Origin of the sequence: Flavobacterium sp. UBA5153 (genome assembly GCA_002413745.1) — a bacterium.
Classification (GTDB): domain Bacteria; phylum Bacteroidota; class Bacteroidia; order Flavobacteriales; family Flavobacteriaceae; genus Flavobacterium.
Genome location: DHXP01000077.1, coordinates 13,328 through 30,636, shown reverse-complemented (window position 1 = coordinate 30,636; position 17,309 = coordinate 13,328). Strand labels below are relative to the sequence as shown.

The window sequence follows — 17,309 nt, the reverse complement described above, 5'->3', positions numbered from 1 at the left end:
GCAAAATTTATGCTAGAAAACGATAACAATACCGGTAGTTATTTCAAATTAGTCCAATAAAAAGGGAACTAAATGAAATATACAGCGGCATTATACCAGAACGATTGGACTAAAACATATTAACCATTGGTATTAAATGCGATAGCTGTAAAAAATCACGAAACAACAATCCCGCCAGATATAAGTTGCGCTATCTCATCAGCAACAGGAGATCGGGAATTTGAAGCTATAAAACAATAGTAATTATAAAATACAGGGCTACTTTAAGAGACTTTGCAGCAATGTAAGGTCTTTTTTGTTTTAACTAGAGAGCACTTTTAGAGCGTACTTTCACTTTTTAGACAACTGACATCTTCATTTCCATTTTTATTCTTAACTCTATGTGAGAGGTAAGTTTGCAAGTCCATTTAAAATATGGATAAAAAAAAGACCATCAGCGTACTGATGGTCTTTATCAAATGTATTTTAAAAAGGGATTACTTTCTTTTTAATTATTCGCTACGCCAACAAAAACGCCAGTGGCAGTGAAATTCAATTTTAGTTCGGCTTTAGTGGCAGTAGTAATCAAAACATCATAACTTCCGTCAGATTCTAAATGGGCTGATGTTATAGTGGCTCCAGCATAATTTGTAGTTATATATGCTTTTATATTGGCTATTAAATCTGTTACAATAACCGAAACCATTGATGCGGCATGATTATTATTGGAATCAGATCCCACCACAAATTCACCAGTAGTGGTAAAATTCAATTCTAATCGAACTCCTGCAGCAGTAGTAAGATGCACTTCGAAACCACCATTCCAATCTTTCTGTGCCGATGTAATTGTGGCACCCGCATAATTTGTGGTGGTGTAAGCGGTAATATTCGCCAATAGGTCTGCAACAGCAACTTGGGTTTCGTTATTTGAATGATTATCACCGTTAGAACTTACCGAAAGAAATTCGCCAGCAGTACTAAAATTCAGGTTTAAGTTAGCTCCTGCCGCAGTGATAATGAACACATCAAAAGTATTATCAGACTCTTTATGAGCCGAAGTAATTGTAGCTCCTGTATAATCAGTCTTAATATAAGTTGTTATACTTGCCGCTAAATCAGCAATGGCAACCGGTATTTGATTACTGTCATGTTTGTGTTTGTGATTCCCATTAGCTTTAAAAGCACTTGCAGATTCAAATGTACCAGCAACATTAAAATTCAATTTGATTTTGCTTCCATCTGCAACTGTAATTAAAACATCAAAACCTCCATCAGATTCTAAATGGGCAGATGTTATCGTAGCTCCAGAATAATTAGTTGTAATGTAAGTCGTTATTGCAGGCAATAAATCAGCAACGGCAACTATAGTTTCTGTTTTTGCAGACTCTAGTGTACCTTTAGCGGTAAATTCTAATTTAGCCATAACGCTCGACATTTTAGCCATAACGCTCGACATTTTAACTGTTGTCCCAGCTGGTAGGGCAACATAGGCTACATAAGTTCCGTCTGAATTTAAATTCACTTGGGTTGTCGTAGCTCCTGCATACTTCGATGTAATGTATGTCGAAATAGTAGTTGGCAAAGCTGAAGCAGCTACCACTTCATAGGTTGAATTAACGGCACTAGTTGCTGGACTAGACGAACCAGGTCCATTATTGGTACAGCTAAACATTACAAAAGAAAGTGCAAATGCAATTAGGGGTTTTTGGGGGATTTTCATTTTCTTAAAAATTAAAGGTTAAAAATTTAGGTAAAAATGTTTCAAAAATACATTTTGTCCTTATATAACATTTAGAAATAAAATTACCCTACCTATTTTTATATGTTTTTTTAGGGTTATAATTATATAAATTCAATCTACTCAAATATATATCCTCAAACTAATTTGAGCTTTTGCTAAGAGTGTGTTTCGTTAATTAATTCAAAGGAGCTATTTAATTTACAAATTCAGATATATTACAAAGTTATATTGTTGTTTTTATGATAGTTACATAATCTTTCACAGCATTAAAATTGCAACTTTCTCCAATAGAAGGAGCAACGGCGAAAAGACCATCAGAAATAATGGTCTTTTTTGGTTTTAGCCCTATAGTTTAACGGATAGAATGGGAGTTTCCTAAACTCTTTATCCGGGTTTGATTTCTGGCAGAGCTACTTGAAGAGATTTTACAGCAATGAAAACTCTCTTCGTTTACTAGAATGCACTTTTATATTCATTAAGTTAAAGTTCAAATCAGTCCATTTTATGCTGACGATTTACTATAAAATTTAAAATACGAATAGTAAAAGTGATTATTTTTCTAGCAAATTTGTTTTAGGATAGCTGATTATATTATTTGACGATAAAACGAATAATTGAAACAAATGAAAAATAATCTATATTTGAAAAATGATTTTCATTGTATATCCAGAGAGATAATTCAAAAAAAATCGAATGGATTGGAAGCCATAAAAGCGAAAAATTAAAAAATTATTACTTTAACAAATGAAAAAAAGATTAGACAAAATCAAGAACAGGAATTCTAAAATTATAAATGTATTTTTTGTAATAGTATTTATTTCACAAATTAATTTGATGAATGCTCAAAATAATAAAGATAATTTAATGCCCAAAAAAGATAAAGACTCCGCAACTGAAAAGTCTTATTTTAAATTTTCTAACAGCTTTCTCACTAATGATGTTTATAACGGAAGGCAGGATTCTATTGTAAAACCCTATTTAAAACCATCTATTGGTTACTTTAACAAATCAGGATTTGCAGCTTCAATAACTGGATTTTATTTAACTCTGGCTAATCAAAACCGATTCGATTCTTTTTCATTAGACATGAATTATAGTTATCATCCAACCTCCAATTTTACCACAGGAATAAGCGCTAACAGAACATTTTACAGCAAATCAAGTACTGCTTTAACAAGTAGCTCAACAGGAAGCCTAGGAGCTAATTTAGGTTATGATTTTGGATTTATTGAAATAATGGCACAAGGAAACGTTTTGTTTTCAGAAAAAAAAGATTTTGGTCTGAATATTGAGTTTCTCCATGAGTTTATCATTGGAAAAGATGGTACAAAATTCGCCATTACACCAACATTCGATATTGATTTAAGCACCCTCAACTATTATGGAGAATATGTTAGTAGAAAAATCAGCAAGGGAAAAGCGAAAAGTAACCCAAATACAACTACAATAACTTCCCAAACTTTTGTAAATAACAACCATTTTACCCTGTTATCTTATGAAGCATCCTTACCTGTGAGTTATGAAATCAACCATTTTGTCTTATTTGTAATTCCTACACTTGCCATACCCCAAAACCCAATTTATACTACAACAACAACTACGACTAAATCGTCCAGTGGAAGCGTGACCACAATATCAGAAAATTCTACCCCTAATTCTGAATATAATTTGAAAAATAAAATTTTTGCCGAGATTGGTTTGTATTATAAATTATAATATTTAATTTAAAAAAATTGTTGTCCGATAAAAATGGATAAAAGAATGCGCATCCCTTTACTAGATGGACTTGACAAATATATCGCCCAGCCGGGGCTTGTTTTTCGGCCCATCTATTTTCTACAAACATTTCATCCCGATGGGACTAAATTAGCTTCGTTAGGAACGAAATGTTTGTAGAAAATATAATGTGTCGTTTGTTTAGCCCCAGCGGGACGGTATGTAAAATTTAAAAGGATTTAATCGGACATTAATGATTGTATATTTAAGGATTTAAAGTATAATTAATAACAGGTCTATTCATCAAAAAACTTTTCCAATCGATAAAATGCTGATTAATTTGTACTGCTGTTATACCATTTAATTGCATAATACAGACAGGATTCATTGCCTGTATTGGTTAAATTATGGACAATATCCGGCCTGACCAAAATGACGCTGCCTGCATCAGCCTTATAATTTTCGTGCCCAATGTGCATCGTAATATCTCCTTTCAACAACAGCATAATTTCTTCGGCCCGGTGCGTATGAGAATGGTGATTGTCCTCATTGGCATTCACCATAGTTGAATGTACTTCTAGCCTGTCAAACATAGAAGTTGGCCTGTCAAATACAGGTCTTGATTCCCCCGTATTCGTTTTCTTAACAGTCAGTTCATTCCAATCTTTCATTAAAGACCCGCCACTTGCTTTTCCACGGCTTACATTTACTGGAGTTGTAGCTTTAAACCCCAATACATAATAACTAACAACTTTATCAGATGCATTGTAAAAACTTTGTGAATCTCCTGCCTCAATCAATGCAATGCTTCCGGTAGTCAGTATTTTAGCCGTGTCATTGATATTCATGGTAATGGGTCCCTCTTTTACAACAATCAACTCTTCCCGATCCATTAAAACCCGAGGGGGATGATTGGTTTTCCCTGGCGCCAACGTGGAGGAATGCATACTTAACATAGCAAGGTCAGTTGTACTCCCCTGTACTTTCAATTTCGTTTTACGCTCCAACCCGTTTTGCGTTTCAATGCTATCCAAACGGTAAACACCCGATTGCAATACCTGAGTCTGCGCTCTTAAAACGATAGTTGTAAAAAATAAAAATGCAAGCAAGGTTGTTTTTCTAGGGATCATTGACCCTTTGAAACCGGCGAAGCAAAAGCACCGCCGTATTGAATTTATTTTCATTTTTATACGGTTATTTTTTAGCAAATGATTCAGCCGCCTTATTTAAAGTTTCTTTACTGGGTGTGCTACCATCGGTTACAATTACCCTGTATTTAAAAGTCACCGATTTTCCTGCATCCAAAGAGAAATTTAATTTTTCTTTTCCACCGCTCAGCACTTCCTGTCCGAGGGTATTGGCGGCAAACAATCCGTATCCACGTGCATGCCAATAAGTAGGATAACCTGGATTTTTAGGATGATCTATAATTGAGATAGCAATTGCTTCCCCATTTTTTTTACCATACATCATACACCAGGTACCACGGGTTCCCCATACTTCATTACCGGTAATACCCTCACTACTAAGAAAATTACCAGTAACGCCTTCATTGTTTAAAACAGCTACCTTGGTTGTCAGACCTTGTGCATCGGTAAAAGTTTCTGCCTTTTGAGAAGGCATTTCCAATTCCCTTGTCACCCTAATTCCCAAAACGCCCTCCTTATTATCTTTAAAACTAACTTTTCCCTCCTGCGCTGTGAGTGTTGTTGTCCGATCAATCGTACGGCTATTGGCATCTCCGCTAAATAGCAAAATTGTAGTTTCCTTAATCAATATTTTTCCATTGATGTCAACCCAATTTGAACTTACTTCCAACTCGCCATTGTGTTGGCCGGGTTTTACAGCCACTATTTTTTGATGCCGGATGCTGCCATACTTGGGTTTATCCTCCGCTTTAATGGCATCAGAATTATTCCAAAAATCCAAGCCATTTACATCCCCGTAATTAAACCACATTCCAATATGGTGGGGATGATCTGTTCTTTCATTTGCCCTTGTTGCTAATGGGAATCCCCGGGTAACTGTTATGCCCGAAGCTGTAACGAGCGGAAACAGTACTGGTTTATCAATTTTATTGCCATAGAGATAAGCTGTGAAAAATTTACCATCGATCATTACATCAATCTTTTGCTCTTTTTCATTTTGCACAAATGCGACCTGTTTTTGAGCAAATAAACTGGTAAATGAAAATAAACTCACAATGGAAATACTAATATATTTTATAAAATTCATCTTGTACTTTTTTAATTTAATTATTTGGAATAGGATTTAAATGGTTCGAAAGGTTTTCCTCCTACCATTATTTCCTGTGTTTTTTCATCAAAAAATGCCTTTTGACCGGTAAGCACAGCTGCATTGGTCATAATTGTAGCGATAGAATGGCTATAACCCGCCTCTACCGGAGCATTTGGCTGCTTGCGACTGCGCACACATTCCATCCAATTGCGAATATGGTTGGATGTCAACACATCACCTCCAGTATTTGCAGAAACAATCAACGGCTCTACTACTGATAGACTTGATTCCGGTAATAAAAATGGTTTCATCCCTGCAGGAGCAGCAAACTTTTCAGTCAATCCTCCCAATGAAGAAACTTTATTGGTAGTGAGATTTAATTGTCCACCGTTGGAATAGTAAATTTCTGCAGGCTTTTCATCTCCGTTGTGCTGGCGAGATCCGAATGTAACCTGGAATCCCGAAGTAGGGTCGTTATTGGGGCCATAGTCAAAAGTTGCATTGATGGTGTCCCAATTTTTTCTGCCATCTTTCCACATATAAATACCACCATTGGCCACTACGCTCCTAGGATGCTGCAAGCCACTAAACCAGTGTACCGTATCTATTTGATGACTCATCCATTGTCCGGGCAAGCCAGAGGAATAAGGCCAAAACAATCGGAACTCTAAATATTTCCTTGCATCAAATGCTTCATACGGACGATTCATTAAATACCTTTTCCAATCGGTATCCGATTCCATTAACTGTGCCACGGTTTCTGGTCTGCGCCAACGCATAGGTTGGTTTACATTCCAGGTTAATTCCACCATGGTAATGGCACCAAATTGTCCGGATTTAATATACTGTTCCGCTACATGATAATTATTTCCACTTCTTCTTTGAGAACCAATTTGAACAATTCTGTCCGAAGCTTTTATGGCTTTATAAGCAGCCCGATTGTCTTCCATTGTTTCTGCAAAAGGCTTTTCGCAATACACATCACAACCCGCTTTAACGGCTTCCATTGCATGCAATGCATGTTGAAAATCTGCCGTGCTTACAAATACAGCATCGACTAGTTTTTTATCATACATTTCTTCATTGTTCCTACATGCTACTACATCATGGTCCATTTTTCCCTTCCATAAAGCAGCACCTTCTTCTCTTCTTTTATTCCAAATATCAGATACGGCAACCACGTCAAAGTTCAATTCCTTGTAGTGGTTCATAAAAGAAGGCACATGTGAACCTTTATGTCGGTCTGAAAAACCAACTACCCCAACCCTTACCCGGTCATTGGCACCCATAACTCTACCATAACTTTTGGCGCTAAGCCCTAAACCCCCCAAGTAAACTCCTGCCGATGCTATCGCAGTTTGTTTAATAAATTTTCTCCTTGAATTTTCCATAGTGATATTTTTAATAATTTTTTTTTTGTGAATTTGATACGGCTTAGTTTAGTTCTTTAATTTTGATGCTCTTAAAAGAGACCTTATCTCCATGATCTTGAATAAGGATTCTTCCTTTTGTTGCCATTCCAAAGTTTGGCCAATCTTTGTATTTACTAATGGCCACTAAATCTAAAAACTCCTTTGAACCTCTTGTGAATTCTAAAACTTTAAAGCCGTTTAAAAAATATTCCACTTTATTATCTGGAGAAACGCGAACAATTCCCTGATTCCATTCTCCAATAGGTTTAATGCCATTACTAGGTTTTTTAGCAGTCATTAAATCATATAAAGAAGCTAACGTACGGTTGCCGTCTCTACCTAATTTAGCGTCTGGATGTTTGGCGTCGTCTAAAATTTGATATTCTAAACCAATTGCAGACCCTTTATTGCCTTCGGATTCCGTTACAAAATATTTTATTCCACTATTTGCTCCTTCGGTCAATTTAAAATCAAACTTCAACTCAAAAGCGCTATATTCTTTTTCAGTCACAATATCTCCACCGTTAGTAGATTCGGCTCCACCAGATTTTTGAACGCTTAAAATACCATCCTTTATCTCCCATCCTTTTTCGGGAAATACTGATTTATAAGCTCCTCTCCATCCTTTGGTCGATTTTCCGTCCCATAAAAGTTTGTAGCCATTTTTCTTTTCTTGTCCAGAGATAGTATTCGTAACAAAATTTGCAACAGCGATATCATCATAAGGAGAAGCTTTTAAATGGTCAGTCATGATTCTGATATTTCTCCATTTAATTTGTTTTCCTGGCGCATCAGTGTTTTTTATAGCATGTACCTGCAAAGCAATAAAACCCTCGGCCGTCATATCATCAATCACATGTGCCGTTGGAATTCCATTTACCCATGTTCTTATCGTGTTTCCAATACATTCTACTCTATACTTATTCCAATCTTCTTTTTTAAAGGCTTTTTTTCCTTCCGGATTGATGTCCATAGTATACAACCAGCCTCTTCTGGCTTCGTCATAAATGCCGCCACTATAGGCTCTATCTGACGGATCAACTTCTACCTGGTAGCCATGCACTCTTCCATCTTGATAATCAGCTTTACTTAAACTCCTAATCTGAACACCCGAATTTATGTCGTTTGCCACAAATAGTTCAAATTCAAGAATGAAATCACCGTAAGTTTTCTCTGTACGCAAAAATGAATTAGGTTCATTACTCACCGTAGTTCCAACAATTTCACCATTTTTGGCTTCATATTTGGCTTTGCCATTCAATTGTTTCCAACCTTGCAAATCTTTTCCATTAAAAAGTTGCTGCCATTTTCCAGTAGGTGTAGCTGTCCCAACTTTAGAAACTGAACTTTGTTTATCAGACACAATTATAGGGGCTTCTGCTCCCCTGATTACGAATTTTTCACCCTTAATTGTATCTTGCTTTTCCCCGCAAAAAGCATTTAGAGTAATAACAAATACCATCAAAAGCTTAAAATTCCTCATAATTTACTTTTTAAAAAAAATTAACATTATTTAAATTAAAATTAAGACTTACTTAACAGACTACCATCCTGTTGTGTCCTGTTATTTTTTTATAATTTTAAAAGAAGATTCAGAAAGAAAAGGCAACAGTTTTATGTTTGGTTTTGGAGCAGGTTTCATTCCTTTACCCATATAAAAACTGGTATGCGGCGGTTGATTGTAGCCAACATTTTGCCAAGCAACACTCAGTCTATATTGCGGGTCATGCATTAGCGTATACTGTCTTATGTCTGTAGGAATCGTTGTGGTGTATATGCGCAATTCGGTATTATCAGCACTTCTGAGAATAAGTTCCTCTCGCCAATCTCCAAAAATATCAGCCGAAAGGGCAGGCGTAGATTTAGTCCCGTTATTTGATAATGCTCCATCGGCGGTAAACAATCTTCCTTTACCATATTTATCGATATAATTAGAATTGAGTAACTCTCTGGAAGTGTCGGCATCCCAATAAATTAAAAAGTTGGTCGAGCTAGGGACTTTTCCAATTTTATTTCCTTTAATGTCATACAGAGCAGAAGTGCCTGACCACCACATTTGAGCTCCAACTCTAGTTGAGTCTATATTATCTGCGACACCTCTGCCAACATCTTCATTGATAGATTCGGTAAATAATACTTTTCCTGTGGCTGCAGAAAATAAAGCTACTCCTGGTCCTTTTGTACCTTCTTCAATTTCGTGTATCCCAAAAACTTCCAAACCAGGTATGTCAGGATCAAGGTCACTTACATGTAACGCATCACCATGTCTAAAACCAGTGGCGTACAAGCCTTTTCCATTATCATCAATACACATAGACCCATAAATAATTTCATCTTTCCCATCATTATCTACATCGGCCACTGAAAGATTATGATTTCCCATTCCAGAATATGGATTATCTCCGTTTTCACTGTCGAATACCCATCGAGAAGTTAATTTATTATCCTTAAAATCCCAAGCGGACAAAACGGTTCTACCGTAGTAACCTCGGCACATTATCACGCTTGGATGTACCCCGTCCAAATAGGCAACACAGGCTGTAAACCGATCTACCCTATTTCCTGTTGTATCATTTTTACCATTTCCGCCTTTTCCGCCCCAAGCACCAATATCGCCTCTTTCGGGAATATAGTTCGTTGTGGTAATTACTTCTCCGTTTCTTCCATTAAAAACAGAAAGATACTCGGGTCCTTCTAAAATTTTCCCATAAGTAGCCGATTCTGGATTTGTATCTCTCCAATCTTTGGAAGCATCTCCAATTATTTTTCCAGCACCATCTATGGATCCATCGGCTGTTTTGCACACCAATTCCGAAATGCCATCTCCATCTAAATCATAGACCATAAATTGCGTGTAATGTGCTCCTTCACGAATGTTGATGCCTAAATTTATTTCCCAAAGAAAAGTTCCATTTAAAGTATAAGCCTGAAAAATGGGTGGGTCAGTCATTCCAGAGGAAGCGTTATCCCGACCTCTTCCCGTTAAATGAACTATCAATTCATACTGGCCGTCACCATTCAAATCGCCAACAGAAACATCATTAGGGATGTAGCCCTTTTTTTCTTTTATGGGAATCGACAAATATTGTTTGTCAGGGCTATTCGAGGCAATGGTAAAACTTCCTGATGTTTCTTTTTCTACACCATTTAGAACTGTTTTTACATACCAGGTATTTTGGTCTTGAGGATTAGCAGTTTTATCAACAAAATTAGTGGCTCCGGTAATGAGGCTGGTATTGAGAAGCACTTCGTTTTTAGTACCGCTTTTTCTATAGAGGTTAAAAGCCAGATTATCAGGATCCGTGCCCAAAACCCGCCAACCAATGTAAAAATCACCTTTTTCTTTTACGGCAATAACACCTCGATCCAAGTTTTCCATTTGCCTTTGGCTAAAAACATTAGAACCTGATAAATGGAACAATAATAGTAGTATAAAAAGTTTCTTTGATAGATTCATCGTTGATTTTTTTGTTGTTATCTAATAAGAGTAGCGCTCATAAGTCCTATCACCACATCATTAGCGATTATTTTTATCGTGAGCTTTTCCAGTATTTTATTCCTATCTAATGGCAGATCCAAAATGGTTGCAGCACCACCGTCGATGCCATAATTACTGTATCCTTTTATTGTTTTAAAGTCTTCGAAACTTCGTGAAATAATTCCAGATTTCAAGTAAACTCGTGGAGGTTTTGGAGCATTCGTAGTAAATGCAAAACCATCCGAATAATAGTCCTGTTCTATCGGCCACCAATTTTCGGGGTTTTCAAGGAGCAAAACTTCAGTACTACCATCTGTATAAGTAACGGTTAATTCACCATTCACAAACCGACTTTGCATTGGGTTGGTCGTTCCTGCCATCATCACATACAAATGAGTTGCTTTCCCTTCCAGTGGAATGCTAACGCTTTCAGGAAAGTTGTCCCATAATGAGGTAAACGCAATGTTTTTTTGATTGGAGTCAGAAGGTGTTTTAAACAAAATTCCCTGTGGACCCGTGATTTGATTGTTATTTTTGGCACTTTGGCGTAAGCCAGAATCATCAATTTTCACTTCAATATTCGGATAACACCAATTTCCGATGCCTTGAGTAGGAAGTTGTAGGGTAGGGTTTTTTGGTCTAGGAGATAAGTACTTATAATTAAAAATATCTGTTACTTTGGCATTGAAATTAAGAGCAACAGATTCGAATTGTGGTTCTTTTTTTATTGGAATATCCCAGTCCGTAAATGAAATTTTATATGTTTCGCCTTCGCTAGTTTTTAATTCAATGGAATTGGTACCGGGAACTAAATTTTGAATAGGAATGGCAATAGTAATTTCCCCATTTTGATTGATTTCTACATTTTGTAATATTTCAGTTCCATACGGATTGAAGATTAAATTCCCCTTGATATTATCCTGGGAATTATTTTTTAGAGAAAAAATAAGGTTGTCCTCATCCAACCGTATTGGATTCCCTTCAATTTTAGGTTTTATATTAAAATTTATAGGGCTCCACCAAATCATATTTCCTTGTTGGAGTTTCACAAAAAAGGTTTTAGCATCGTTTCCTTTTACATTTGCTTTTAGCTCGGAATCTGTTTTCTGAATTTCGCTCAAAACCGATTGCGGGTCATAAACTTCGATAATTTTAGCGCTCGATGTTTTAAGATTTATGGTATCTCCATTACTATATGTTTTTTCTAAGTTGGGGTGTTCTAAATACTTTCCTTCCCAAGTTATTTCTATATCATAATGTTCTTTATAAGGACTTTCTATAATCAGTTCTGGCATTCCAACACCAACAGCATCCGAAGTTGTTGTCCAAAGCGTTTTTATTCCATTTATGGAGACACTTTCTATGTTTTCATAAGGAACATTTACGATAAATTTCAATGCCATTTTTGTTGTAAAATGAGGTTTCAAATGATAGAAATCCTTATTTTTTTGTCGGTTAAAAGAAAATGCAATATCCGGAATAGTTAAAGCGGCTTTATTCCATTTCATTGGTAAACCCGGCTTAATGGTTAAAGTGCCATCGAGAGCATTGGGTTGAATGCCAAACAAACCTTCAACAAGCGTGCGGGCAGCAATACCAATAGGATCGGCAAAATCCCGATAGAGTTCGCCTCTCATCGCATCTTCATACATCAATTGTTCAAACCCACCGGGCGAAGCCCCTAAATACATACTTTCGATCAAGGCACTTTCCCATATTGTATAAGCGGTTTCGGATTGCCCTCCTTGCCAAAAAGCCAATGCAGTATGCAATTGTTCGGCAAGAGCGACATTATTGATAGACCAAGTATACGGTTGCCAATTGGTCGTGCTAATGGTATAAAGATCTTTTTTGTCCAATCCAACAGCATTTATGGGGATATGGGGGATTTTGGAATCGACATAACGAAGCATTTGATAGTCTTGAAATGGATTCGAAATTTCTCCATCTATCGTATGATAAATGCTCCAAAGTCCCGGAGACTTATGCAATAGTTTGTTTCCCAACGCATCTCTGTATTCTGCAAAAATTCCTTTTTCTGGAATCCAAAGTTGGTCGTTTGCTGATTTAAATATCTTTTGCGCTTCGTTTTGGTATGGAAGTGTATCTTGATGCAGAATTTGGGCAATTTCTGCTACCATTTTATTGGCATAATAATTATAAGCCGAAGAATGGATGACTCCGCCGCCACTATATTGTAAGGCGTCACTTGCCCATATAGAGGCATAGGCATCATAAAGACCATCTCCATCACTATCAAAATTCCTTTTTTCCCAGTCTAAATGCCGTTGAATTACAGGCCACATTTCTTTCATAAATGAAGTGTCACCTGTCCATTTAAAGTGGCGCAACAGTTGATCAATAAAAACCAGGTTCATATCATAATGATGCGCTACCGTATTTTCATTGGGATTTCTGCTAATGTAACCACTGCTAAACATAGAAGTTCCCATTTCTTCTTTTTGTCTTGCCAAATTTTTGACCGTATCAAATACTACAGGCCCGCTTAAAGGCGCTGTTACTTGCGAATTACCATAACTCGTAAAATGAGTTTTTGCCCTGTCGTGCCACCCCAAAGGATCGGCCACATAAGCACCTCTCCAAGCATTTAAGTGCATCCGCCAAGCAACTGCTCCGTGCAGATATGCCGGACTTTCCCAAATCGCATCGGCTGCAACGGCCAAGGCACTTCCCAAAGTATTGATATAAGGATCTGGTGTAACGACTTTTACTCTGTTGGCTAATAATTGTGTTGCTGCAACAGATTCATTAAAAATAGTAGCGAGTTCTTTTTGACTTTTGTATTTAATATGGGTGTCATTTTCAATTAACCAAAACAGTTCTGTTTGCGGAATCGAATTGATTTTTCCGGTTATGACAGCTAAGGAATCGGGAGTTGAATTGTAAAGTTCTATCGGCGTGTTTTGATTATTTGCATTTGCCAAATGGATTTTGGATTCAGGATAAATACCAATTAAAACTCTACCGTTACCCGTTTTTTGCTTGTTACTTTCGGAGCCATATTCTAACAGAAAAGAATTCTTTTTCAGCGTATATTTATTGTTGATGCAATATTTCGGTTGCAAATAAAATACAGATTCGGGATCGGCACCGATATCACCGTCCCGACTGAATTTTTCACCATTAGCACCCCCAAAAGCCCAGAGTAAAGAAACGTCTTTGGAAACATTTTTTCCATATACTTTTAGAATAAAACCTTCCCCTTTTTTTAAAGCTGCAATGGTAATATGAAGAGTTCCTTTTTCTAAAAGAGGATCTTCAATGGTATAATACATAATACCAAGCGCGTATCTCGAATCTATTTTTGTTGCTTCGCTAATCCATTTACTGTTTTCCCCTTTGGCGAAACCCAGTTTAAAATTACCTCCCATCCCTGGCATATACAGGGCAAATTCCGGAAAATCGCCAGCTTCTACCCTAAATCCTGAATTGGTGCCATAAAGCGCCCGATTAAATTTTCGATTGCCGTTTTTCAACACAAAGCTATTGCCTTCTGGAACGTAGTGTATTTTGCGTGAAATACCATGCCATAGCGCTTTTTCCTGACCAATTGTTATTATTGGTGATAGAAAAAAAAGGAAAAATAGAATTTGAATATTTATTTTTTTGATTCCCATAGCGTTTCCGGAAAGTTCACATTAGTAGAGTTTTCTATACTTACTTTCGAACCGTCATTTGTTTTGATAGATACATTTTTCAGCGTCCAATTAGAGCTATACGAAATTTTTCCTGCAGTTTCCGCTTCGATATGGACATTATCTAAAGTGATGTTCTCAATGGTCGATGCTGCCATTCCCTCAACATTAATGGCTTTACCTACTTTTTTCACATAAATATTTTTGAGTGTAATATTTTTAAAATGAGGAATTCCTTTGGATGGTGGATCCACTTTGGTTAACATCTTTTTCCAATGTTCGGGTAAGGTTTCTTCTGTATATCCATCAGGAAGTTTGGAGTAACTATAGCTGGGATTCCAATTCATTGATATTTGCAAAAAGGTTCTGATATTTTCCATTTTTATATTTTCCATCAGCACATCTTCTACCGTTCCGCCTCTGGTTGATGCTGACTTTATGTTCAATCCGTTTGAAGTTCCGTTGCCTGTTATATTAGAAGCATAAACGTGACGAATACTTCCTGATGTTTCGCTTCCTATAGTTAATAATCCGGCTCCTTTACGGGCGATACAATCGCGAATGACTACATATTCAGTAGGCCTGTTTACCCTAAGACCATCCCAATCCCTGCCGGCTTTCAGGCAAAAATTATCATCATTGCAATCAATGTCACAGTTTTGTACTAATATCCATTTCGAAGAATCTATGTCTATTCCGTCGGTACTTGGACCGTGACCGCCAATGTTATTTCTTATTTTGACACCATCGACAGTTATGTATTCGGAATAAAGTACTTGCACCGTCCAAAAACCGGCTTGTTGGATGTTAAGATTCTTCAAGAAAATATTTTTGGAATCTGAAATCAAAATAGTTCGAGGGCGTTGCGCATCATAATCTACAATCCAGCGAAGACCTTTGGGCTCATATTCCTTACGAAGGTTCCAATAATAATCCCAAAACACTTTTCCTTGTCCATTGATTATTCCCTCGCCATCAATTAGAACATTTTGTTGGTTTAGCACATTGATTAAGGCAGCAGGCCATTTCATTTCAATTCCTGCTATTCGGGTGTCTATTTGCTTGTAATCCTTAATATCTTGACTTCCCCTAATTTCAACATCCTTGTCAATTCTAAAATGGATTCCCTCTTTTATAAATAATGAACCGGTCAGGTAAATCCCTTTTTTAAAAGCGACTATGCCACCTCCATTTTTTGAACAGGCATCTATTGCATTTTGAATGGCTGCCGTGTTCAGTGTTTTTTCATCTGGAATTGCACCAAAATCATTTACATAATAAATATTTTTTTTAAAAGTAGTTGACTTGGCACCGACTTTTTTTGTCCATAAAGGCAAATTAATATCGGTTGTACTGTTTAATTTTACATCAGTTGTAGTTTTTTTTTCTTCGGAAGAAAAAAAACCGATGTTGGCTACCAATAGCCAAAAAATGAAAATATATCTCATTATGCCTTATGTTTAGAAATGAATATGCAAGTTCTTTCTTTTTAAGTGATATACTGTCCTGCACCTACCTGAATTTATTTTTTTGAAGCAAAAATCATTTTGATAAATTTCTATCCTTTTTACCTAATAATGCATACTTTTAAAGAAATTCAGTATTGTTATTCAGCATCACAGTACAGGATAGTATATTAAACAGTAACCGTTAGTTTTGAGAACATTTTAAAATTAAATTTCACAATATTGATAAAGATTAGAAGCTTATTATTGCTTGTTTTTTTGTGTTATGTGCCTGGCGAGCTTTTTTCGATGCATTCTCATTGTTTAATGCCAAAAAATCAAGAATCTAATGCTAAAGAAAAGACGCTAACTCCTTCCAAAAATTCGGCTAATAGCCAATTGTTTTATTTTGGGAGTAAGCAAAAATTGACAAAAGGCACACTCATTGATTCTCAATTAATCTATGATTCAAATGTAGGGTATGGATTCGATTTTAATACTGCTCAAAATATACAAATCAATAATACTGCCTTTATTGCGGAAAAACCCACTTACTTTTCAGTAAAACTTTTGGAAGGGAATTACAAAGTTAAGATTACAATGGGTAGTGAAGACAAAGAAACTAACATTACAATAAAGGCGGAATCTCGAAGATTAATGGTCGGGGAACTTTCAATCAAAAAAGGAAGCCAAGTCACGAAAACCTTTAATGTAAATGTAAGAACACCAAAAATAGACGGCACTACCGTTATCAATCTTAAGGACAGAGAAATAGGCGAGCTCAATTGGGACAATAAGCTTACATTGGAATTTCTGGGCGTTGTTGCCATTCAAAATATTGAGATTATACCCATTAAGGATGTTACCACTGTTTTTTTGGCAGGGGACTCCACGGTTACCGATCAGGATTTGGAGCCTTGGGCATCTTGGGGGCAATTAATTACCCAATATTTTAATGAAGATGTCGTGATAGCGAATTACGCGGCTTCAGGGGAATCTTTAAGCTCCTTTAAAGCGCGCGGTCGGTTGCAAAAAATTCTGTCTGTGATAAAATCTGGTGACTATATGATCATTGAGTTTGGTCATAATGATGAAAAATTAAAAGGGGAAGGAAATGGGCCTTGGCAATCGTATTCGGATTTGCTTACGGAATTTATTCAGACGGCGAGAGAAAAAGGAGCAATTCCTATTTTGGTTACCCCAACTCAACGCCGCTTTTTTAATGAAAACGGAACACTGAAACCTACACACGGTGATTTTCCAGATGCCATGCGTTCTGTAGCAAAAAAATTGAATGTGCCGCTCATTGATGTTACTCAAATGTCGACCCAATTATATGAAAGCTGGGGAGATGAAATGTCCAGAAATGCTTTTGTACAATACCCAGCGAATACTTTCCCGGGACAAGACAAAGCTTTAGACGACAATACACACTTTAATAGTTTTGGCGCCAATGAAATTTCACTTTGCGTGATTAAAGGAATCAGAGATCTTACCATTCCCTTAAAGCATTATATAACCAAACAAATCCCCTCTTCTTATAACCCTAAAAAGCCCAATTCTATTTCCACTTGGACACTACCCATGAGTTCTCGTTTTGAAATTGTAAAGCCCGATGGAAATTAATCATTTTGAATTATTAAA

General features: G+C 36.6%; 10 protein-coding genes. 2 read left to right on the top strand and 8 right to left on the bottom strand.

What is annotated here, in order from left to right; all coding sequences use genetic code 11:
* Window positions 1–487: 487 nt before the first annotated feature.
* The gene (locus B2145_RS16305) at window positions 488–1,699 is read right to left on the bottom strand and encodes a PepSY-like domain-containing protein (RefSeq protein WP_291104658.1); all 1,212 of its coding nucleotides are present in this window, start codon (window positions 1,697–1,699) and stop codon (window positions 488–490) included.
* 765 nt (window positions 1,700–2,464) lie between these two features.
* Here B2145_RS16305 and B2145_RS16300 point away from each other — a divergent pair.
* The gene (locus B2145_RS16300; RefSeq protein ID WP_291104655.1) at window positions 2,465–3,436 is read left to right on the top strand and encodes a hypothetical protein; all 972 of its coding nucleotides are present in this window, start codon (window positions 2,465–2,467) and stop codon (window positions 3,434–3,436) included.
* A gap of 335 nt (window positions 3,437–3,771) precedes the next feature.
* Here B2145_RS16300 and B2145_RS16295 read toward each other — a convergent pair whose 3' ends face one another.
* The 7 genes from B2145_RS16295 to B2145_RS16265 all read right to left on the bottom strand — a co-directional run bounded on the left by B2145_RS16295 (window position 3,772) and on the right by B2145_RS16265 (window position 15,668).
* The gene (locus tag B2145_RS16295; RefSeq protein ID WP_291104652.1) at window positions 3,772–4,566 is read right to left on the bottom strand and encodes a cupin domain-containing protein; all 795 of its coding nucleotides are present in this window, start codon (window positions 4,564–4,566) and stop codon (window positions 3,772–3,774) included.
* A gap of 64 nt (window positions 4,567–4,630) precedes the next feature.
* Window positions 4,631–5,671: a PmoA family protein gene (locus B2145_RS16290; RefSeq protein ID WP_291104649.1), complete on the bottom strand. Its 1,041-nt coding sequence runs from the start codon at window positions 5,669–5,671 to the stop codon at window positions 4,631–4,633.
* 20 nt (window positions 5,672–5,691) lie between these two features.
* The gene (locus B2145_RS16285) at window positions 5,692–7,065 is read right to left on the bottom strand and encodes a Gfo/Idh/MocA family protein (protein WP_291104646.1); all 1,374 of its coding nucleotides are present in this window, start codon (window positions 7,063–7,065) and stop codon (window positions 5,692–5,694) included.
* 43 nt (window positions 7,066–7,108) lie between these two features.
* The gene (locus B2145_RS16280) at window positions 7,109–8,569 is read right to left on the bottom strand and encodes a 3-keto-disaccharide hydrolase (protein WP_291104642.1); all 1,461 of its coding nucleotides are present in this window, start codon (window positions 8,567–8,569) and stop codon (window positions 7,109–7,111) included.
* An 81-nt stretch (window positions 8,570–8,650) separates the two neighbouring features.
* A complete protein-coding gene (locus tag B2145_RS16275) occupies window positions 8,651–10,543 on the bottom strand; it encodes a rhamnogalacturonan lyase (protein ID WP_291104640.1) in 1,893 nt (630 codons plus the stop codon).
* A gap of 17 nt (window positions 10,544–10,560) precedes the next feature.
* Complete coding sequence (locus B2145_RS16270; RefSeq protein ID WP_291104637.1) at window positions 10,561–14,202, bottom strand: DUF4450 domain-containing protein; 3,642 nt, start codon at window positions 14,200–14,202, stop codon at window positions 10,561–10,563.
* Window positions 14,184–15,668 (bottom strand): glycoside hydrolase family 28 protein, encoded by a 1,485-nt coding sequence (locus B2145_RS16265; RefSeq protein WP_291104634.1) that lies wholly within the window; start codon window positions 15,666–15,668, stop codon window positions 14,184–14,186. Before B2145_RS16265 ends, B2145_RS16270 begins: the two co-directional genes overlap by 19 nt.
* 324 nt (window positions 15,669–15,992) lie before the next feature.
* On the opposite strand from B2145_RS16265, the gene B2145_RS16260 reads away from it, so the two are divergent.
* Window positions 15,993–17,291 (top strand): rhamnogalacturonan acetylesterase, encoded by a 1,299-nt coding sequence (locus B2145_RS16260; RefSeq protein ID WP_291104631.1) that lies wholly within the window; start codon window positions 15,993–15,995, stop codon window positions 17,289–17,291.
* Window positions 17,292–17,309: the final 18 nt, after the last annotated feature.

Excerpts from the sequence above, each read along its gene's own strand:
- B2145_RS16305 (WP_291104658.1), bottom strand. The coding sequence starts at position 1,699 with ATGAAAATCCCCCAAAAACCCCTAATTGCATTTGCACTTTCTTTTGTA.
- B2145_RS16300 (WP_291104655.1), top strand. The coding sequence starts at position 2,465 with ATGAAAAAAAGATTAGACAAAATCAAGAACAGGAATTCTAAAATTATA.
- B2145_RS16295 (WP_291104652.1), bottom strand. The coding sequence starts at position 4,566 with ATGATCCCTAGAAAAACAACCTTGCTTGCATTTTTATTTTTTACAACT.
- B2145_RS16290 (WP_291104649.1), bottom strand. The coding sequence starts at position 5,671 with ATGAATTTTATAAAATATATTAGTATTTCCATTGTGAGTTTATTTTCA.
- B2145_RS16285 (WP_291104646.1), bottom strand. The coding sequence starts at position 7,065 with ATGGAAAATTCAAGGAGAAAATTTATTAAACAAACTGCGATAGCATCG.
- B2145_RS16280 (WP_291104642.1), bottom strand. The coding sequence starts at position 8,569 with ATGAGGAATTTTAAGCTTTTGATGGTATTTGTTATTACTCTAAATGCT.
- B2145_RS16275 (WP_291104640.1), bottom strand. The coding sequence starts at position 10,543 with ATGAATCTATCAAAGAAACTTTTTATACTACTATTATTGTTCCATTTA.
- B2145_RS16270 (WP_291104637.1), bottom strand. The coding sequence starts at position 14,202 with ATGGGAATCAAAAAAATAAATATTCAAATTCTATTTTTCCTTTTTTTT.
- B2145_RS16265 (WP_291104634.1), bottom strand. The coding sequence starts at position 15,668 with ATGAGATATATTTTCATTTTTTGGCTATTGGTAGCCAACATCGGTTTT.
- B2145_RS16260 (WP_291104631.1), top strand. The coding sequence starts at position 15,993 with ATGCCAAAAAATCAAGAATCTAATGCTAAAGAAAAGACGCTAACTCCT.